Origin of the sequence: Leeia aquatica, assembly GCF_012641365.1 — a bacterium.
Taxonomy (GTDB): Bacteria; Pseudomonadota; Gammaproteobacteria; order Burkholderiales; family Leeiaceae; genus Leeia; species Leeia aquatica.
The window spans coordinates 936,598-953,553 of the sequence record NZ_JABAIM010000001.1 but is presented as its reverse complement, the minus strand read 5'-3'; the positions used below and the strand labels follow the sequence as shown (position 1 = coordinate 953,553).

Below are 16,956 nucleotides of genomic sequence, written 5' to 3'. Positions count from 1 at the left end.
GCCACATAATCCCCATGTCATAGTCCGGGTGTGCTGGACTGCAAGCGCAACCCGCTCAAGGAGAGGTCATGAAAAAAGTTACTGCATGGGCACTGCTGCTGGTCAGTACGCTGGCAGGGGCGGCATCCTTCAAATGCAGCATTGCCAAGGGCTATGCTGAAACACAGATCTGTGGCACGCCGCGCCTGAGCCATATGGATGACGTGCTGGCGGAAAACTACCAGATGATGCAGGCACCTCAGATCGGCAAAGAAGCAGTGGCAGATTTGCGCAAGACACAAAAGCAGTGGCTAAAGCAGCGTAACCGCTGCACCACCCAGGCCTGCCTGATCGACAGCTATCTGAAGCGTATCGACGAAGTATGCAATTATCCGGCGGTAGAAGGGGTACATCCGCCGTGCAGCTCATCCCAAGGGCTGTAGCTTAAAACAGGCTCCGCATCCACGCCGCCTTGGCATTGGGCCGGGGGCGCGGCTCGGCGGTCCAGTCGCGTTAGTGTGTGCTCGCAGACTGGGTGTAGCGCACGACATCGGCTTGCACATCACTAACCCCTGCGAGACCGTAATAATCTTGCCGTTCGGTACAGGAATCAGTCGGCTACCACAGCGTGGTGGCGAGCGGTTTCAAAGTTGTGGGCGCTTGTGGTGGACAGGATGTGTTATGTCACTGAATTGGGAACTTGTTCAGGGGCTCCCTACGGAACAATTGACAGCCCTGTACGCAAGTTAAATGACAGAAGCAACCCTTGTGGGCTTATCGACTCCATGGCGGCAAGGCCCTTGAGTATAGCGGGCAATATTGAGTTTATGTCGGTATCTATGGACTTCATTTTACTAATGAGTCCGGGTCCAAACACATCATCCTCCAAGGCCCCTAACTCACCTGTGCGATGTCTGAGGCGATATAACGCAGAAACCCAGTAATTCACCCGGTCCGATAACGGCCAGCCACTATACACCGTCGGAAATGACGCATTTTCTGCCGCAGAGCGTACTAATTCACCGATATTAATGAGAACTGGAGAAAAGTAAATCTGTTCGCAGGTAAGTAACTTCGACTGGATACCTTCTGGATATACGTCGTATGTCTCATAGCGCACATCCGTACCTTGCTCAAGGTAATATCCCTTGATTACTCTGAAGCCCAGCCCGGGCAGCGCAATCTCTTCTTCGGGGGGAAAGTCCTTCTCACGCTCCGCCCGTGACAAAATACGCTGCTCTCTCAAGGAGAACTCAACCTCTTGCTGCTTTCCAGTCGCTCTGTTGGCAAACCAGACGACAAAAGCTTCTCGATCTGCGCAATCGTAACCCTTGATAAAGTCAGTTTTTCTGACCACCAAAGTTAATTGCACAGGTAGCTGCTCATATTCTATTTTTTTTCGCATCGTTATTGCCGTTCCTCCTTGATTAACTGCTACTGCTGTCTATAGTTGCAGTCCCATCTTCTGGTATTGCCGTGCAACTCATCCCAAAGGCTGTAGCTTAAAACAGGCTCTGCATCCGCGCCGCCTTGGCACTGGGCCGGGGGCGCGGCTCGGCGGTCCAGTCGCAGGGGTCAAACGGTTGCAGCAGCGGCAGGGCGGCCTCGGGCTGGCGGCAGTGCAGCCAGGTATGGTAGTGGCTGGGCGGCACGATCACCAGTGAGCGCTTTTCATCTTCGGGCGGGTGGAACTGCTGCATCAGTGGGTGCTGGTCGGCATTCAGGGTGAGCTGGGTGAAGGCGTGGCTGGTACGGCCATCCGCTTCGCGCCAGGAGCGCCACAGTCCGGCGACGGCAAACGGGGCGTGGTCGGTGCGGCGGATCAGCCAGCGTTCACTACGGCCGCGTGCATCGTAGCGCGGCTCAAAGAAGCCCAGCATTGGCACCAGACAGAACTGGGCGTATTGCCACGGCCCGCGATAGCTGGGGCGCTCCGCCACGGTTTCCAGCCGGGCGTTCTGCGTACTGTAGGCGCGTTGACCGGCGGGCTGGTGGCGGCGCGGCACCATGCCATAGCCTGCCAGTGTAGCGACAATGCCCTGCGGCGCACGCAGGATGATGGGGGCGTCATGGTCCTGCCACACTTCGTCCGCCCACTCCGCTTCCAGCGCTACTTCAAAGTAGCGGGTCAGCTGGTCAGCGGAGACGGGCAGGTAATTGACGCACATGGTGGTGAGCGGGCAGGCAAGGTGGGCAGTGTAGCACCCTCATTGAGCTCAGTCTGCGGCGTCGTCCGGGTCGGGGGCGTACTCGGGGTCGTCAAACAGCGCACGGATGGCTTCGTCTGCCGTGGCCTGCTTGATCTGCTGGCGAAACGCTTCGCCACGCGGGTTGATGAACAGCCAGAAGGCATCTACCACCAGCTCGGTTTGACCCACTTCCAGGTTGTATTGCAGAAAGTCCAGCAGCGGGGCCACCAGTGCCTCATTGGGCAGACTCTGGATATAAGGGTGGGTCACGTGGCAGACCGGGTCGTTGGGAAAGCAGGACCAGAAAATCAGCTCGTCCAGCGCGTCCGAATTGACCGGGTAGCCCAGTGCCACCAGTTGCTCGGCGCTATCGGTATCAAATTTGTCGGCAATGCTTGGTAAAGGCGTTTCGCTCATGTGCGTGCTCCTTGGGCGTGAATGGTTGGAGCATGCAGGTTGCAGGACAGTTCCCGCTTGTCAGGCAGTCATGACGTTGCGCTATACTGCCACCCTTTAGTGTAATGGAGCGGGATCATGCGGCGTATTCTGTGGCTCGGGTTGCCAAGCCTCTTGCTGTTGCCTGTAGCACAAGCGTCGTCCCCTGTTCCGACTGCCGGCCAGTATGGCTTTGACTGGCTCAAGGGTGAGCAAGCCCGCTGTGTGGTGGTCACGCCAGCATTGCTCACCAAGCTGCGCCAGTGTGAGGCATCACCCGGTTTTGGCAGTGGGCCGAAGCCGGTGGCCAGCTGCAAGGCATCGTCCCGCAGCGAGTACATCATTTACCACAACAAGGCCCAGTGCCAGCAGGAGCTGGACACCATGAAGGCCAATGCACCATGACAAGGATTGCCTGATGCTCAGTTTTCGTCCTCTGCTATCCGAAGATCAGACCGCATTATGGAACTGGCTGCACGTGGCCCTGTGGGATCCGCCACCGGCTGGCTTGCGCCCGCGCAGCGTGCTGGATCACCCTGAGGTCAGCATTTATGCACAGGATTGGGGCAAGCCGGGCGATGTCGGTGTAGTGGCGGTACTCGACGGCGTCGACATCGGCGCTTGCTGGATGCGGATGCTGAAAGACCAGGTCGGCCTCGCCTGGGTGGATAACCAGACCCCGCAGCTTGGCATCTCGCTGGGCGCGGCCTACCAGCATCAAGGCCACGGTGGCAAGATGATGCGGGCAGCACTGGAAGCGGCCCGCCAGGCGGGTTATCGCCAAGTCTCCCTCACCGTCCACCCGCAGAACCCGGCGCGACAGCTCTATGCCCGTTGCGGTTTCGAAGAGCTGGAGATGCGGGAAGGCTTTTACCTGATGCGGGCGCGGCTCTGAGGGTTGCATAACGCGTGCGGACGCAAGCGAACGCAGGCTGCTAAAATGGAGCACGCCACCTTGCCGCCGCTGCGACAGTCCTGAACCTACACTACGATCGTTTTCGATGGTCCCTTACGAAACCCTGGAAATCCTGCTGGCCCCATTCCAGCGCTGCCACAAAGCCGAACCCGGCCCGGATGTGCGCCTGGGCATCCAGAACCTGCAACGCACCCTGCGTGACCACCCGGACTGGATGGGCGCTGTCGCCGCCCAAGTCGGCAACCTGCCGCCGCATGGTGCGGGCTGGGTGGCGGTCAGCCTTGGTGTGCTGGTCGAAAACGGCCACCCGGCCGACCCCAGTGGACCGTGCCTGCTGGAGTTCTTCGAACACCTGCTGGCGCGCTTTCCCGAGATCAGCGACGACGATGAAGACTATCCGCCGCTGGATGAAGCACAGCAAATCTGGCTGGATGCCATCCCCAATCTGGCGCGCGCGCTGGTCAGCCATCTGGCACGCCTGCCGGACCGGCGGGAGGACTGGGCCACCACCGAATCCCGCATGACCCGGCTGGAACAGCTCGAAGGCTACAGCTACGCCTTCAGCTGGGTGCGAGAAGCCATCCAGCGCCACAGCGCCCCGCTCACCGTGCTGCATGTGGAAAGCCGCCAAGGCTACCGCGTGCACTACCACAATGTTGCCAACTGCTTCCACCTGTTCAGCCTGCTGCAATGCCGCCTAGGCACCCTGCTGCCGGGCGGGCGGGCACCGGATGAAGCCGTACTGGCCGCTGCACTGGGCGGCGACGGGCAAGTATCCGACCACGGCTGGTGGCACTACGGCTGGCCGCAACACACCACGCCCGAACCCCTGTTCCCGATCTGGGGTGAAGGGCTCACCCGCCACCTGCCACAGGTGGACGGCGAAGCCCTGATCCTGCTCTGGCCCATGACCATCCAGCGCAGCTGGGACAGCGGCTTCTTCGGCCCGCATCTGGACGCCCTGCCAGCGAACCTGACGGTGGAAGGCACGCTCAGCGTTGACGAGGTGGTAGAGACATTGCGGCAGCTGGGGGGTTAAGATGGGGCGGCAACAGGTTGATGGAGGTGAAATGGGCATTACATTGCAAGCGTTTGTGGACACATTTGAGCCAGGACTGCGACTGAGGCGGGCGGATCCAGGCAAGATCGCTCAGTACCAGCCTTATTTGCCGGATAGCCTGCTTGAGCTTTGGAGGCAGCATGGTTTTGGCGTGTACGGGGATGGTTTGATTCAGATCGTCGACCCGGACGACTACCGAGACAACCTCTGGGACTGGCTGATGCGGGATGAGGATATGAGTCGCTTGCCGATCGCCATCTCGGCATTTGGGGACATTTTCTATTACCGTAAACTCAGTGATGCTGGCGACGAGGATGTTTGCTATCTGGACCCACATACATCAGAAGGGGGAGTGCTGGTTTGGTCACTGACCCAGTTTTTCAATGAGTGGTGCTGCAATCAAGACGTGAGATCAGACTTCTTCCGGCAAGCGCAGTTTGAGAAAACCGTAAAAGGCGCGGGGATCTTGCATGAGGGGCAAATGTATTTCTTTGTCCCTGCACTACGATTGGGTGGAGGATTGGTCACCAACATCGAGCGAGGCGCCGCAGCACCGCATCTTCACTTTTTGCTTGAGTTAACCCAGCAGGTTTAACTACTGTTCAAGAGGGGTGCGTACAAAGTTCCGGCTGCTTGGGATGGGTGGGCAGTTTCCGGATAAGAGAGAGGCCACCTGAGCATGCATGATGCTACCTGAATACCACTCCTGAAGCTGTGTAATGCCCCACAAGGAGCTGCACGTTTGAGGCATGAAATCGAATACTTCAACACCGACTCCTTAGACTTGAACTTATGGATAAAATGAAAACAAATCATCAGTTTGCAGCGCTAAATGGGTTGCGCTTCTTTGCATTTGGATGGGTGTTTATTGGCCATCTTCCGCAGACATTGAATTCCAGCTGGATAAGGCACATGCAATTTACCAACTGGGTTGGAGTGCAGGTTTTTTTTGTGCTCAGTGCTTTTCTTGTCACGTATTTGGCAATGAGTGAAATAGACAAGACCGGCAATTTCTCGGTAGGAAATTTCTTTGCCAGAAGAGCACTTCGCTTATTGCCGTTATATTTCGTTGTTGCAGCTATTGGGTTCGTTATATTTCCATTTATTGGAGTCGGAATCGGACCTCTTTACGTCCAAGGTGAAGAGTACTTTAGATTTTTGTCTGCCATCCCATTTTATTTGACATTTGTATCGAACTTTTCTTCCGCGTTATTTGATATTGACTGGGGTGGAGTCGGGGGTGTGATTGGCCCTTTATGGTCAATCACTGTTGAGATTCAGTTTTATGCAGCATTTTCAATCAGTTTTGTACTGTTCACTATGCTATGTAAAAAAATTGACTTCCATAGAAATGTTTGGTTTCCATTCGTGGTAATAATTTTATTCTTCTGGTTTTCTGGGATATTAAAGGTCAGTGCATTCAATATTTATGGCCCACTTTTTGTATATGTTAACCTAATTGGAGGGATTGATTCTTTCTTTTTAGGAGCGCTACTGGCTTGGCTTTATAGATCAGAAAAAGGAAGGTCCTTTCTTTTGTTTGCCGGACGAAATGTTCCACTGCAGGGTTTGATAGCAATCTGCGGGTATGGAATTTATAATAAACTTTACCACCTTCCGCATGCTACTGCCGCAACAACAGGAAACGAAAGCGCTCTAGTTTTTTCTCTCTCTGCCGCGCTGTCTTGCATCATTGTTTTCACCGTTCTGAGCATCGAGACTTGCGCTCAGTTTTCGCTGAATAAACTAGCGATTACCACAAAGTATTTGAGCAATATCTTATGCAACAAGTGCGTCACAAAGTTGGGAGAGGTAAGCTATGGGCTATATGTTTTCCATACAACTATTATCTATTTCCTGGCTAATCAGATTTTAAAGCATCTGCCGAATGGATACTTCGGGTATGCCTTAATGTGCACTATATGCATCATGGCGACAGCTGCATTGGCTCAGGTTTCATATAATCTTTTTGAGTCAAGGTTTATTATAATGTCAGCCAGATTCAAAAGCTAATTGCTCTAGTCGAAACCTATTTGTTGGGCCCGGGACGAATATCTTCTAAAAAGCAAGTCACCGCAACTGATCGGTCGTGAACTCCTCAACTCGGCATGTCGACAGATGATCCGGAGAGCTTTGTGCTGCTGGAAGACTCACGTGCCTATACGCACTCGACCGCCTGCATCCGTATCCTGTGGCGTTTGAGTCTGCCGATGAAAGTGCTGGGGCTACTGCTGTGGCTGGTGCCACGCCCTTTGCGCGATGCCCTGTACCGGACCGTGGCTCGCCATCGTTTTCACTGGTTTGGACGGCGTGACTACTGCATGGTGCCCTCAGCTGCAATGGGTGAGCACATTTGGCAGCCAGAGGTGGCGCAGACCGCCGCTGAGCCTGTACAGCGCAACAGGCAAGGTATGGTGTAGCCGTTTGCCCGCCTTGCCGTAGTATCAGCGCCGCATGGGTGATCTGTCAGGTATCACTTTCTGATACTGCACATCCATTTCATCAATAAAATCCGTAGCTTGCTACCATGCCTTCCATCAAGAGCGAGGGGGCTGGGGATGAACAGCATGCTGTGGGTGGCGTGTGTGCCGGTGGGCATCGGGGTGTGTGGCTATCTGGTGCTCACCGCAGAGGCCAGGTTGCGCCGCCAGGCCGAGCTGGTGCTGCTGTATGTTGGTGCCTGCCTGCTGCTGGGTGTGCTGGCGCTGGCGTGCATGCCCCGCCTGGCCTGGCTGGTGCCGGTGTTGCTGTTGAGCCTGGCCTTGCTGGCCCCGCTGCTGCAATCCGCCGAGAAAAGCTCCCCTGAGCCGGTCACCGCACGGGTGCTGGGCCAGGGGCTGACCACCGTGATGCTGGCCGCCAGTATTCCCTGGTTGCAGCAGATGGGGCAATGAAGTTTGCCAGGCGCGGCGCTACGATGGCGTGGTGCTCGTTCAGGCAGGGTGTCCAGATCATTCAATATGCATATAATCGCCACACGATCAACAGGAGGAACACCATGAAACGGATGTATTGGGCTGCTTTGTGTGCGCTGGCGCTGGGCGCGCAAGCTGCACCGGCCTTGCAGCGTCATCACCAGAAGGATGCGCTGGTGTATTACAGCGGCGAAGTGGTGGTGAGCGGGCAATACCTGCAAGACAGCAGCGATGAGCTGCTGGGGGATACGCTGTGTTTCACCCCGGATAAAGCCACCGCAGGCCTGATCCCGCGTGAGAAGGGCGATACCCGCAGTGCCTGGTTCTGCTTTGATCCACAGACCAAAGCGCGGTCGATGCTGAAGCTGCCCGCCAAGCCTGCCAAAGGCCAGTGCGGCTTCAAGGGGACGGCCACGTTGCGGATCGGCCACTATGTGGTCAATACCGAGCAGTCCGATGTCTATGACACGGCGCAATTGCTGCAGGTGGTGAGCAGCGGCAAGCCGCAGCCGGTGGCGTGCCCGCAGTAAACTGGCATGGTGGCTGCAGGCGGGTGCCTGCAGGAACGGGAAAGCAAGGAGCGCAGCACAGCATGGCAACTCTGTCGATGACCACCACTTACCGGCCCATTCATCAGCTCAGCCTGCCCGGGCAGTGCCCGCACTGCGGTGCACAGGCGCTCACCGGGCACTACTTTCAGCTGCAGCGAGAAACCCGATGGACCCTGAGACTGACGGATCAGCTGAGCAGACGGGTGTCCTGCACGGCCTGCCAGCGTGAGTGCGCTCCCGCCACCTGGGATAAGGCGTTGACCGAGGCCTGTCAGGCCGGTGAGCAGCAGGCGGTGCGTTTGCCTCCTTTCTTCCGCTGGAAGACACCTGCCAAGCTCCTGATGGCGATGCTGCTGCTGGTTGTGCCACTGCTGATCTGGGCGATTTCGGCCTGGACGGATCATCAACTGCGTACGGCCATCAGCCAGCAGCCCCAGCCGGGGGATAGGCTGCTGGCCATGCCGATTGCGACGGATACTGACCCGGAGCCCAAGTCCACCTATCTCTGGTTGAAAGTGGTGCAAGTGGGGGACCTTGAGTTCAGTCTGATTCCCTATGCCGGGAGCTGCACCACACGGGACGATTGCCCCAAACCGTCAGAATCTGCGCTGCAGCCGGGGCTGCGCTTTCAGGCCAGCCGCGAAGATTTCCGCAAGACCGGTAATAACCTGAATGGGCAGGATGCTCGCGGGGCTGAGCGGCACTATTTTGTTGTGGATTTCGAGCGGCCCTGATGCGCTGCAGTGCAGACAACTCAAGCAAGGCTGCTGCAGGAAGCAGGCTGTGTATGCTTGGTCGTGTGTACTGACCGATGAATGCACTGTGACCGAATTCTGGCTGCTTCCTTAAGTGAAGCCAAAACGCAAGGAGGCTGCACTGGCACCCCGGCCATACCGATGACATAATGCATGGTCTATGTGACGGCCTGCCGTTTTAGCGGACTTACCTATGATCATTTCCCAGTCATATACCATTACGTATGTCCCGATCCATCAGGCCAGCCTGCCGCGGTCGTGCCCGTATTGCAATCATGGCAGCCTGAAGGTGGAGTATTTCCAGCGCCAGGTGGAAACCGGCGGCGCTGTGAAGATGACAAAAAATGTCAGTGGACTGGTGTCCTGCCCCGCTTGTCACAATGAGCTGCATCCCTTGAACTGGGACGACCTGCTGGAAGAGGCCTATCTGGCAGAAAAGCAGCAGGCGGTGCTGCAGCCCGCTACCTCCCGGCTGAAGTTGTTTTTCAAACTGTTCCTGGGCATGCTGCTGCTGATCTTCATCGGGCTGGGGGTGTGGATGTACATCCAGGGGCGCGGTGAGCGGGTGCGGGAGCAGGTCAGCCGAGCGCCCCAGGTGGGTGACCTGATGTTGGGGATGCAGATTGCTTATAACACCACCGAGCAGCCTCTCCCCCGCTTCCGCTGGCTGAAGGTGGAGCGGGTGACGGACAAGGACGTGACCGTAATGCCTTATGCTGGTGGCTGTGAAACCAATCGCTGCTCAGTACCGCCCGAGAGCGACCTGCAAACGCAGCAGCATTTCCGCCTGAGCCGTGCCGACCTGCCAGAGCGCTTCCAGCTGAATGGCACCGATGAAAACGGAGCGGAACTGCATTTCTTTGTGGCTGAAGCGAGGAGGCCCTGAGCATGAGTGTTTCTCCCAATATGTACCATGGCCGGTCGGATCGCAGCGTCTTCAAGAGCTTTTGGGGTTGGAACCTGATCGGCGCGGTGTTCTTTGTCTGGGCCTGGTTCCAGAACAAGGAGTTGCTGGAGCTGGAGCAGGGTGATGTGGCGTCGGTGACCATGGACCGTACCCTGGTTGCGCTCTACAAGGCCTTTGATACCATGCAGCAAGGCCGCATGGCCGTGGTCGGGGCGATTGCTGCGGTGGGCGTTTGCTTTATGCTGGTCGCCTTTTATGGGCTGTACAAACGTATCCGTATCCGCCGCGCACTCACCCTGCACTGATCAATCCTGCAAGGGTTTGCACAGGATGGTGCGGCTGAAGCGGCCCACCCAGTCCGGAATGCAAGCCAGTACCTGATAGCCGCGTCGCTGGTACAGCTCGGCCACCGGGTCGAGCAGGGTCTCGATCAAGGCATCGCGGCAGCCGCGCTCGCGGGCCGCGGCTTCGATCTGGTTCAGCAGCGCGCTGGCCCAGCCTTGCCCGCGCTGTGCCTCATCTACCCACAGGTACTGGATGAACAGGCGGCCCAGCTCGGTACGGCCACACACCCCACCCCGCAATTGCCCATCCTGCCGTATCCAGCAGGCCAGCGGTCGCGCATCGCCTTGCGACAGGTTGCGCCCGTAGCGGGTGACGCCATCTTCCAGTATCTGGATGTCGGTGTCAGCGGGGTTTTCGTCCAGAATGATCTCGGGCATGCGGTCTCCTTGTTCTGAGAACCTGTTTATGGTCTCGCGAGCGAGGGTGAGACAAGGCGAAAACGGCTGAGGAAGCGGAGTTTACTCGGTGGTAAATGAGCATTCCGAAGTTGTTTTCAACGCCGTATCGCCGTCGCGCAGCAGACTATAAACAGGTTCTGAGGCCGTATGCTGGCATGGTTCATCGCAGTATCGCAAGCGGCCCGCAGCGCCGGGCAAGGGGCTGCCGGACACCCTCGGCTCAGGCATAATGCCGTTTTTGGAGCCCAACCCCGATGAACGCCGACAAGCGCCGACAGATTTTCGCCCGGCTGGCTGCCGCCAATCCGGAACCGACCACCGAGCTGGAATACCGCACGCCGTTCGAACTACTGGTGGCGGTGATGCTCTCCGCGCAGGCCACCGACAAGAGCGTGAACCTGTGTACCCGTGAGCTGTATCCGGTGGCCAACACCCCGGCGGCGATTCTGGCGCTGGGGCAGGAGAGGCTGGAGGGTTTCATCAATCGCATTGGCCTCTACCGCAGCAAGGCCAAGCATGTGATCGAGACCTGTCAGCTGTTGCTTGAGCGGCACGACGGCGAGGTGCCGGCGGAGCGCGCTGCGCTGGAGGCCTTGCCGGGGGTGGGCCGCAAGACAGCCAATGTGATCCTCAACACCATTTTCCGCCAGCCGACCATGGCGGTGGACACCCATATCTTCCGCCTCTCCAATCGCACGCGGTTGGCTCCAGGCAAGGACGTGCGAGCGGTGGAGGACAAGTTGCTGAAGGTGATCCCTGCGGAGTACCTGCTGGACGCCCACCACTGGCTGATTTTGCATGGCCGCTATACCTGTACGGCGCGCAAGCCGCATTGTGAGTCGTGTATCATTGCCGATCTGTGTGAATTTCCGGGCCGTACCGTTCCGGTGAGTGAGTAAGCATGTTCGACCCCAGCCGCGATCAGGCCCGCCAGTTCCTGTTTGATACTTGGCGCAAGCACCACGATGGCCTGCCTTTGACCCCGCTGGAGGCGATGGCACTGGACGTGATCGGTGAGCATCCGGAATACCACGCCATCCTGTCCGACCCGGATCGTTACCTGACGCGGGATTATCCGGCAGAGCAGGGCGAGCCCAACCCCTTCCTGCATCTGATGATGCACCTGTCGATCCGCGAGCAGCTCAGCATCGACCAGCCGCCCGGCGTACGCGCCCATTTTCATCGCCTGTGCCTCAAGCTGGGTAGCGAGCATGAGGCGGTCCATGCCTTCCTCGACTGCTTTGGCGAGATGCTGTGGCACGCCCAGCGCTACCAGACCATGCCGGACCCGGCCATCTATCTGGATTGCCTCAGCCGTAAATAAGCCTTGCTGTCGCGGGGTGCGTGCAGGCGAGGCCGCCTTCATGATGGCTTGTCTGAATTATCGGACATTGTCTTATTTTCTGGAATTCCACCTGCTCACTGAGCAATAACGACATTCTGTCGGTACTGTCCGATTTTCCAGACAATTCTCCCGCTTGACCATGGCAACCCCATCTGGAGGGCATGGCTTGCCAGACCGCTTGCCAGCAGGCGCGCCATGCGGGAAAGGCCAGCTGGCACGTCGTTTGCTATGTACTCAGGAGCCCAAATACCCTGAGAGGGAGCGCTGCATGCACGCTGTGGACGATCTGCCACCCAACCCGGCCAACTACACGCCGCTGACGCCGTGTACCTTTTTGCAGCGTAGCGAGCAGGTATGGCCAGACAAGCTGGCCGTGATTCATGGCCAGCGCCGCTACCGCTGGCGTGAGGTGGGCGAGCGGGTGCGGCGGTTCGCCTCCGCGCTGGTTCAGCATGGGGTGCAGACCGGGCAGACGGTCGCCATCCTCGCCCCCAATATTCCGGAAATGTTTGAGGCCCACTTTGCAGTGCCGCTATGCGGGGCGGTACTGAATACCCTCAACTATCGGCTCGATGCCCGCACGCTGGCGTTTCAGCTGGATCACGGCGAGGCCAAAGTGCTGCTGGTGGACAGCGAGTTTGCCGGGCTGGCCCGCGCTGCGGTGGCGCTGTGCAGTCATCCGCCCCTGCTGGTGGACATCATCGACAGCGAGTACGACAGCGGCGAACGGATTGGTGCGCTGGACTACGCCACCCTGCTGGAAGAAGGTGACCCGCACTGGCAGGCGCCCGCTCTGGTGGATGAATGGCAGGCGATCAGCCTCAATTACACCTCCGGCACCACCGGCAACCCGAAAGGTGTGGTCTACCACCACCGCGGCGCGTACCTGAACGCGGTGAGCAACATCCTCTCCAGCCAGATGACGCAAGATACCGTCTACCTGTGGTCCTTGCCGATGTTCCACTGCAATGGTTGGTGCTTCATCTGGACGCTGGCTGCGCTCGGGGCCACCTCGGTCTGCCTGCGGCGGGTCGAAGCCGCCAGCATGTACCGGCTGATTGCCGAGCATCAGGTCAACGTGATGTGCGGGGCAGCGGTGGTGCTGGGCCTGTTCCTCAATGCACCGCCCGAGCAGCGCCGCACCTTCCCGCGCACCGTGCAGTTCAAGGCCGCAGCGGCGCCCGTGCCGGTGCCGATCATCCGTGCGGCGGAAGCCATCGGCTTCAAGGTGCTGCACCTGTATGGCCTGACCGAAACCTACGGCCCGGCCACACTGTGCCAGTGGCAGCCTGCCTTTGAGCAGATGGACGAAGCCGGACAGGCGGATTTCCTGCGGCGGCAGGGGGTACGCTACCCGATGCTGGAAGCGGTGACGGTGATGAACCCGGATACGATGACCCCGGTGCCTGCCGATGGGCAGTCGCTGGGCGAAGTGATGTTCCGCGGCAACATCGTGATGAAAGGCTATCTGAAAAACCCGAGTGCAACCGAGGAAGCGTTTGCGGGAGGCTGGTTCCACTCCGGTGACCTCGGCGTGTTGCACCCGGATGGCTATATCGAACTGAAAGACCGCGCCAAGGACATCATTATCTCCGGTGGCGAGAACATCGCCTCCATCGAAGTAGAGGCCGCGCTTTATCAGCACCCGGCGGTACTGGAGGCGGCGGTGGTGGCGTGCCCGGACGAGAAGTGGGGCGAGGTGCCCTATGCCTTTGTCGCCCTGCGCAGCGGGGTGGCCGCGCCGGCAGAAGCAGAACTGCTGCAGTGGTGCCGCGAGCATCTGGCGCACTACAAGGTACCGAAGCGGGTGCTGCTGGGCGAGCTGCCCAAGACCAGTACCGGCAAGGTACAGAAGTTTGTGCTGCGTGATCGGGCTCGCCAGATGGTGGCCTGAACCTGCCCGACATACCGTTTTTTCAACCGTGGGTAATCCATGCCCACAGGTGGGCTTGGCGCGCGATGGCAACATCGCGCGTTTTTTTATGTATGAACGGCCACAGGCTGTGCCAGCTTGTCCGGGTTCAACTGCAGGTAGAGGCCTTGAATCCCCCGCGCACCAACGGCAAAGCTCATCTGGAAGTGAAGCGCGCCGTCCACCAAACCCAGCAATACGGTTTCCCCGCCGCGGCACGCCAGCTGAATGGAGGAGCCTGCAGGTTGCACACGACGCACCCCCAGCAGCAGGCGGCTGACAGCGCGCGGGCCATGCACCGGTCGGCTGGCGGCCAACACCTTGCCGCCGCCATCGGAGTGTAGCTGCACCGCTGGCGCCAGTGTCGCCAGCAGGCCGCTCAGGTCACCACTCCCCAAGGCTGTCAGAAACTGCAACAGCACCTGTTGCCGCTGTTCCGGCGGGCAGGCAAAGCGCCGCTCGCCCTGTTGCAGGCGCTTGCGCGCGCGGCTGACCAGTTGGCGGCAGGCGGCCTCACTGCGTCCCAGCACCGTGGCAATCTGCCGGTGGTCATGGTCAAAACTGTCGTACATCACCCAAGCCACCCGCTCGTCCGGGCTCAGCCGCTCCAGCAGCAGCATCAGCGCCTGCCCCAGCTCGGCGCGCTGCCCCAGCTGTGCCAGCGGGTCGGCCTGCTCGTCGGCCTCGTCCTGCCACGGCGCAGGTAGCCAGCTGCCCGCATAGTGGTGCTGCGCTTGCCGCCGGAGCCGCAATTGGTCCAGGCACAGGCGGGATACCACCGTATGCAGCCAGGCTGCAGGCACATCCGGCAGGCTGGCTTGTGCCTGCCAGCGCAGCCACGCCTCCTGCAGTACGTCCTCCACCGCATGGGGGTCCCCCAGCATACGGTAAGCCACCCGCCGCAGGTGTGCGCGTTGCGCGAGAAAAGCATCTGCCATCATCAGGCCATCACCGGAAAGCTGCATGGTACACCGCTGGAATCGCCACCGGGTACAGCCACCCGGCCATCGCCATCACCCAGCTCGCTCCCAGCAACAGGCCCAGCATTGCACCACCCCACAGGCAGCGTCCCGCTTGCTGCGGCCAGCGCCGCGCCAGCCGGGCGCCCAGATGTAGACCAAGCGCGCCCACCGCCAGCGTGTAATACGGCACAAAGAACAGCCAGGCAGGGTAGTGGTGCAAGCCAGCGGCAGCAAAATGTACATCGGTATCCAGCCCGGCCCGCCGCCCCAGCAGGACCGCGCTGACATGGATCAGCAGAAAGAGCAGCAGGGCCAGGCCACTCCAGCGCTGCCAGCGCAGCGCGGGCAAACTGCCACGTCGGCTACGCCACGCCAGCATCACGCCACTGATCAGCTGCGTGCAGACCGCCAGCAGCAACACCGCCCCCAGTGGTGGCCAGCGGTACAGCTGCCGCAGGCTGTGCATCACCGCCTGGTGTGCCTCAAAGCCCACGAACAACAGCAGGTGATTGCCCAGATGCAGCAGCAAAAACACCCCCAACACCCCCGCCCCGAAACGATGCCACCCCCTCATGATGCCTCCTGCTTGACCTGATCACACCATGACGACGGAGCGATACGAAATGTGACAGGCTGCATGAACATGGCTTTGCCGCTACACTGGGGCGCAGAGACACCCACGGATGGAGGATGTGACATGCGAAAGCGCTGGAAGGCGGCCCTGGCCGGGCTGATCACCCTGTGGACGGCGGTACCGGCGATGGCGTGTATTATGATGGCCGGGCTGCGGCTTGATGATCTCCAGTATGCCAGTACGGTGGTGATTGGCCGAGTGACCCATTATGAAATCGTGCGTGATGAGGATATCCGTAAAAGATTTCCCGACAGGCCACCCACGCAAAGCTACCTGTCGGACTATGCCCGCTTTACCATCGCGGTGGACCGGGTGTTGGCAGGCCAAGCGTCTCCCACCCTGACAGTAACATGGGATAACTCTACCTTCGGTGAACCAGAGCATATGGATGAAGGGCCGTACCTGATCGCCTTGCGCTCACCCAAGTCGCGCACTCCACCCCTGCGTGGCCCCAGCGCCACGATTCTGCCCTCTGCCGAACCGGACATCCTTACCGTATTGCAGGCCCCTTGTGCACCGGCCTTCTTTTTTGATGCCAGTAGCGATGAGGCGATGGCGATCCGGCGGCGGTTTCAAAAGCCTGCACAGTAAGGTGCGAGACGTGGCCTCAGGCCCACGTCTTTCCGCGATATTGCGCTGCAGTAGTGTGGTTACCGCCAGAGACACGCATGCCGTTGCAGTCCTAACGTCTGCCAGGCCGCTTGCCCCAGTCATGGATAGCGGGGCCACGGCTAGTGGGCGCGCAGTGGCTGTCGTTATCCTTCTGGATTGCGGGTCCTGTCAGGGTTGTCGCTGGTCCCGGCAGGGTCTGCTGCGCTCAAGGTGGGGTGCCGCGTACGCTCAAAGCGTTTCAAGTGATACAGATAACAGGTGGTCGCCAGCAGCCAGGCGCTCGCCTGTATGGTTTTGATACGTTTGCGCTGCGGGGTCTGATCGTACTCTGCAAAGCTGAACAGGGCGAAGAGGGACGCAAGCAAAAGCAGGATCGCCATTGCCGTTAACGGGAATCGCCCCCCAAAGAGTGACCACGCACCGAAGGCTATGCAGCACGCCATCAGCATAATGCATGGCAGCGCGCCTCCCGTCCCGGGTTCCATTAGCCATGCGCTGAAGCAAAAAGCCGCCATGCCAAAATAAAGCAAGGCCGTCACGGAGGGCAGTTTTTCGAAATGGCGTGGCTTGGACATGGTCTTCCGGTTTCAAAAGGGGGGTAACAGCTTCACCACCAAGCGCACTCATGCGACTGCAGGCCCAACACCTGCCAGGCCGCTTGCTCCAGCCCGGTGGCGGCAAAACCGAAAGGCTCGGTGGCCATCAGGGTGAGGAGCAAGGCAAGCGCCAGGCTTTTGCCACGCAGTGCGCGCTTGAGTAGTGGGTGCCCGTACTCAAGCGCGCTCGGGAGGTGGCCACGGTAGAGACGGTAGCCCAGCAAGCCGAGTAAAGCGAAGTGTAGCAGCTCCAATAGGGCCGATACCGCCATACCCGCCCATGATGGGTGGCCGCCCATTCGCGCACCCAGCTGCAACCAGCAGCTGTCCTGCCGGATCATCCGGATCGCCGCCACGATGGCATACAGCAGCAAGGCGCACAACAGGGCGGGGCGTAGCCACGGCCAGCGCGTGAATCGCAAGGAGGGGCTATGGGACATAGGGT

General features: G+C 59.3%; 24 protein-coding genes. 16 read left to right on the top strand and 8 right to left on the bottom strand.

Annotated features, from left to right (window positions below):
* Positions 1 to 68 precede the first annotated feature (68 nt).
* The gene (locus HF682_RS04960) at positions 69 to 422 is read left to right on the top strand and encodes a lysozyme inhibitor LprI family protein (protein WP_168876114.1); all 354 of its coding nucleotides are present in this window, start codon (positions 69 to 71) and stop codon (positions 420 to 422) included.
* Between the two features lie 272 nt (positions 423 to 694).
* Here the strand turns inward: HF682_RS04960 and HF682_RS04955 are convergent, their stop codons facing one another.
* The 3 genes from HF682_RS04955 to HF682_RS04945 form a co-directional block, all read right to left on the bottom strand.
* Positions 695 to 1,384, bottom strand: a complete 690-nt coding sequence (locus HF682_RS04955) for a hypothetical protein (RefSeq protein WP_168876113.1) — start codon at positions 1,382 to 1,384, stop codon at positions 695 to 697.
* 97 nt (positions 1,385 to 1,481) lie between these two features.
* Entirely contained in the window at positions 1,482 to 2,147 is a 666-nt protein-coding gene (locus HF682_RS04950; RefSeq protein WP_168876112.1) for an SOS response-associated peptidase, read from the bottom strand.
* 48 nt (positions 2,148 to 2,195) lie between these two features.
* Positions 2,196 to 2,585, bottom strand: coding sequence for a hypothetical protein (locus tag HF682_RS04945; RefSeq protein ID WP_168876111.1), 390 nt, complete (start codon positions 2,583 to 2,585; stop codon positions 2,196 to 2,198).
* Positions 2,586 to 2,702: 117 nt separating this feature from the next.
* Here HF682_RS04945 and HF682_RS04940 point away from each other — a divergent pair, with 117 nt between their 5' ends.
* From HF682_RS04940 to HF682_RS04890, 11 genes are all read left to right on the top strand, one after another.
* Complete coding sequence (locus HF682_RS04940) at positions 2,703 to 3,008, top strand: hypothetical protein (protein ID WP_168876110.1); 306 nt, start codon at positions 2,703 to 2,705, stop codon at positions 3,006 to 3,008.
* Between the two features lie 13 nt (positions 3,009 to 3,021).
* Positions 3,022 to 3,498, top strand: coding sequence for a GNAT family N-acetyltransferase (locus tag HF682_RS04935; protein ID WP_205881903.1), 477 nt, complete (start codon positions 3,022 to 3,024; stop codon positions 3,496 to 3,498).
* A 106-nt stretch (positions 3,499 to 3,604) separates the two neighbouring features.
* Positions 3,605 to 4,558: a hypothetical protein gene (locus HF682_RS04930; RefSeq protein ID WP_168876108.1), complete on the top strand. Its 954-nt coding sequence runs from the start codon at positions 3,605 to 3,607 to the stop codon at positions 4,556 to 4,558.
* 31 nt (positions 4,559 to 4,589) lie between these two features.
* Positions 4,590 to 5,174 (top strand): GAD-like domain-containing protein, encoded by a 585-nt coding sequence (locus HF682_RS04925; RefSeq protein ID WP_168876107.1) that lies wholly within the window; start codon positions 4,590 to 4,592, stop codon positions 5,172 to 5,174.
* Between the two features lie 197 nt (positions 5,175 to 5,371).
* Positions 5,372 to 6,592 (top strand): acyltransferase family protein, encoded by a 1,221-nt coding sequence (locus tag HF682_RS04920; RefSeq protein ID WP_168876106.1) that lies wholly within the window; start codon positions 5,372 to 5,374, stop codon positions 6,590 to 6,592.
* Between the two features lie 95 nt (positions 6,593 to 6,687).
* Positions 6,688 to 6,999, top strand: a complete 312-nt coding sequence (locus HF682_RS04915; protein WP_168876105.1) for a thiol-disulfide oxidoreductase DCC family protein — start codon at positions 6,688 to 6,690, stop codon at positions 6,997 to 6,999.
* Positions 7,000 to 7,137: 138 nt separating this feature from the next.
* A complete protein-coding gene (locus tag HF682_RS04910) occupies positions 7,138 to 7,473 on the top strand; it encodes a hypothetical protein (protein ID WP_168876104.1) in 336 nt (111 codons plus the stop codon).
* A 104-nt stretch (positions 7,474 to 7,577) separates the two neighbouring features.
* A complete protein-coding gene (locus HF682_RS04905) occupies positions 7,578 to 8,024 on the top strand; it encodes a hypothetical protein (protein ID WP_168876103.1) in 447 nt (148 codons plus the stop codon).
* 62 nt (positions 8,025 to 8,086) lie between these two features.
* The gene (locus HF682_RS04900; protein WP_168876102.1) at positions 8,087 to 8,779 is read left to right on the top strand and encodes a hypothetical protein; all 693 of its coding nucleotides are present in this window, start codon (positions 8,087 to 8,089) and stop codon (positions 8,777 to 8,779) included.
* A 415-nt stretch (positions 8,780 to 9,194) separates the two neighbouring features.
* Positions 9,195 to 9,686 (top strand): hypothetical protein, encoded by a 492-nt coding sequence (locus HF682_RS04895; RefSeq protein ID WP_168876101.1) that lies wholly within the window; start codon positions 9,195 to 9,197, stop codon positions 9,684 to 9,686.
* 2 nt (positions 9,687 to 9,688) lie between these two features.
* Positions 9,689 to 10,012 carry a hypothetical protein gene (locus HF682_RS04890; protein ID WP_168876100.1) on the top strand — a complete coding sequence of 108 codons (324 nt, stop codon included), beginning with the start codon at positions 9,689 to 9,691 and terminating at the stop codon, positions 10,010 to 10,012.
* Here the strand turns inward: HF682_RS04890 and HF682_RS04885 are convergent, their stop codons facing one another.
* A complete protein-coding gene (locus tag HF682_RS04885) occupies positions 10,013 to 10,429 on the bottom strand; it encodes a GNAT family N-acetyltransferase (RefSeq protein ID WP_168876099.1) in 417 nt (138 codons plus the stop codon). It abuts the gene before it with no gap.
* Between the two features lie 275 nt (positions 10,430 to 10,704).
* Between HF682_RS04885 and nth the strand changes: the two genes are divergently transcribed.
* The 3 genes from nth to HF682_RS04870 all read left to right on the top strand — a co-directional run bounded on the left by nth (position 10,705) and on the right by HF682_RS04870 (position 13,689).
* Positions 10,705 to 11,349: an endonuclease III gene (gene nth, locus HF682_RS04880; protein ID WP_168876098.1), complete on the top strand. Its 645-nt coding sequence runs from the start codon at positions 10,705 to 10,707 to the stop codon at positions 11,347 to 11,349.
* A gap of 2 nt (positions 11,350 to 11,351) precedes the next feature.
* Positions 11,352 to 11,774 (top strand): DUF1841 family protein, encoded by a 423-nt coding sequence (locus HF682_RS04875; protein WP_168876097.1) that lies wholly within the window; start codon positions 11,352 to 11,354, stop codon positions 11,772 to 11,774.
* Between the two features lie 289 nt (positions 11,775 to 12,063).
* Positions 12,064 to 13,689, top strand: coding sequence for an acyl-CoA synthetase (locus tag HF682_RS04870; protein ID WP_168876096.1), 1,626 nt, complete (start codon positions 12,064 to 12,066; stop codon positions 13,687 to 13,689).
* An 86-nt stretch (positions 13,690 to 13,775) separates the two neighbouring features.
* Here HF682_RS04870 and HF682_RS04865 read toward each other — a convergent pair whose 3' ends face one another.
* Both HF682_RS04865 and HF682_RS04860 read right to left on the bottom strand, forming a co-directional pair.
* A complete protein-coding gene (locus HF682_RS04865; RefSeq protein ID WP_168876095.1) occupies positions 13,776 to 14,672 on the bottom strand; it encodes a sigma-70 family RNA polymerase sigma factor in 897 nt (298 codons plus the stop codon).
* Entirely contained in the window at positions 14,656 to 15,243 is a 588-nt protein-coding gene (locus HF682_RS04860) for a hypothetical protein (RefSeq protein ID WP_168876094.1), read from the bottom strand. Before HF682_RS04860 ends, HF682_RS04865 begins: the two co-directional genes overlap by 17 nt.
* 123 nt (positions 15,244 to 15,366) lie before the next feature.
* Here HF682_RS04860 and HF682_RS04855 point away from each other — a divergent pair, with 123 nt between their 5' ends.
* Positions 15,367 to 15,894 (top strand): hypothetical protein, encoded by a 528-nt coding sequence (locus HF682_RS04855; protein WP_205881902.1) that lies wholly within the window; start codon positions 15,367 to 15,369, stop codon positions 15,892 to 15,894.
* A gap of 164 nt (positions 15,895 to 16,058) precedes the next feature.
* On the opposite strand, the gene HF682_RS04850 is transcribed toward HF682_RS04855, so the two are convergent.
* Together HF682_RS04850 and HF682_RS04845 are read right to left on the bottom strand one after the other, a co-directional pair.
* Entirely contained in the window at positions 16,059 to 16,490 is a 432-nt protein-coding gene (locus HF682_RS04850) for a hypothetical protein (protein ID WP_168876093.1), read from the bottom strand.
* Positions 16,491 to 16,522: 32 nt separating this feature from the next.
* Entirely contained in the window at positions 16,523 to 16,951 is a 429-nt protein-coding gene (locus tag HF682_RS04845; protein ID WP_168876092.1) for a hypothetical protein, read from the bottom strand.
* Between the last annotated feature and the right edge of the window lie 5 nt (positions 16,952 to 16,956).

Excerpts from the sequence above, each read along its gene's own strand:
- HF682_RS04960 (WP_168876114.1), top strand. The coding sequence starts at position 69 with ATGAAAAAAGTTACTGCATGGGCACTGCTGCTGGTCAGTACGCTGGCA.
- HF682_RS04955 (WP_168876113.1), bottom strand. The coding sequence starts at position 1,384 with ATGCGAAAAAAAATAGAATATGAGCAGCTACCTGTGCAATTAACTTTG.
- HF682_RS04950 (WP_168876112.1), bottom strand. The coding sequence starts at position 2,147 with ATGTGCGTCAATTACCTGCCCGTCTCCGCTGACCAGCTGACCCGCTAC.
- HF682_RS04945 (WP_168876111.1), bottom strand. The coding sequence starts at position 2,585 with ATGAGCGAAACGCCTTTACCAAGCATTGCCGACAAATTTGATACCGAT.
- HF682_RS04940 (WP_168876110.1), top strand. The coding sequence starts at position 2,703 with ATGCGGCGTATTCTGTGGCTCGGGTTGCCAAGCCTCTTGCTGTTGCCT.
- HF682_RS04935 (WP_205881903.1), top strand. The coding sequence starts at position 3,022 with ATGCTCAGTTTTCGTCCTCTGCTATCCGAAGATCAGACCGCATTATGG.
- HF682_RS04930 (WP_168876108.1), top strand. The coding sequence starts at position 3,605 with ATGGTCCCTTACGAAACCCTGGAAATCCTGCTGGCCCCATTCCAGCGC.
- HF682_RS04925 (WP_168876107.1), top strand. The coding sequence starts at position 4,590 with ATGGGCATTACATTGCAAGCGTTTGTGGACACATTTGAGCCAGGACTG.
- HF682_RS04920 (WP_168876106.1), top strand. The coding sequence starts at position 5,372 with ATGGATAAAATGAAAACAAATCATCAGTTTGCAGCGCTAAATGGGTTG.
- HF682_RS04915 (WP_168876105.1), top strand. The coding sequence starts at position 6,688 with ATGTCGACAGATGATCCGGAGAGCTTTGTGCTGCTGGAAGACTCACGT.
- HF682_RS04910 (WP_168876104.1), top strand. The coding sequence starts at position 7,138 with ATGAACAGCATGCTGTGGGTGGCGTGTGTGCCGGTGGGCATCGGGGTG.
- HF682_RS04905 (WP_168876103.1), top strand. The coding sequence starts at position 7,578 with ATGAAACGGATGTATTGGGCTGCTTTGTGTGCGCTGGCGCTGGGCGCG.
- HF682_RS04900 (WP_168876102.1), top strand. The coding sequence starts at position 8,087 with ATGGCAACTCTGTCGATGACCACCACTTACCGGCCCATTCATCAGCTC.
- HF682_RS04890 (WP_168876100.1), top strand. The coding sequence starts at position 9,689 with ATGAGTGTTTCTCCCAATATGTACCATGGCCGGTCGGATCGCAGCGTC.
- HF682_RS04885 (WP_168876099.1), bottom strand. The coding sequence starts at position 10,429 with ATGCCCGAGATCATTCTGGACGAAAACCCCGCTGACACCGACATCCAG.
- nth (WP_168876098.1), top strand. The coding sequence starts at position 10,705 with ATGAACGCCGACAAGCGCCGACAGATTTTCGCCCGGCTGGCTGCCGCC.
- HF682_RS04875 (WP_168876097.1), top strand. The coding sequence starts at position 11,352 with ATGTTCGACCCCAGCCGCGATCAGGCCCGCCAGTTCCTGTTTGATACT.
- HF682_RS04870 (WP_168876096.1), top strand. The coding sequence starts at position 12,064 with ATGCACGCTGTGGACGATCTGCCACCCAACCCGGCCAACTACACGCCG.
- HF682_RS04865 (WP_168876095.1), bottom strand. The coding sequence starts at position 14,672 with ATGCAGCTTTCCGGTGATGGCCTGATGATGGCAGATGCTTTTCTCGCG.
- HF682_RS04860 (WP_168876094.1), bottom strand. The coding sequence starts at position 15,243 with ATGAGGGGGTGGCATCGTTTCGGGGCGGGGGTGTTGGGGGTGTTTTTG.
- HF682_RS04855 (WP_205881902.1), top strand. The coding sequence starts at position 15,367 with ATGCGAAAGCGCTGGAAGGCGGCCCTGGCCGGGCTGATCACCCTGTGG.
- HF682_RS04850 (WP_168876093.1), bottom strand. The coding sequence starts at position 16,490 with ATGTCCAAGCCACGCCATTTCGAAAAACTGCCCTCCGTGACGGCCTTG.
- HF682_RS04845 (WP_168876092.1), bottom strand. The coding sequence starts at position 16,951 with ATGTCCCATAGCCCCTCCTTGCGATTCACGCGCTGGCCGTGGCTACGC.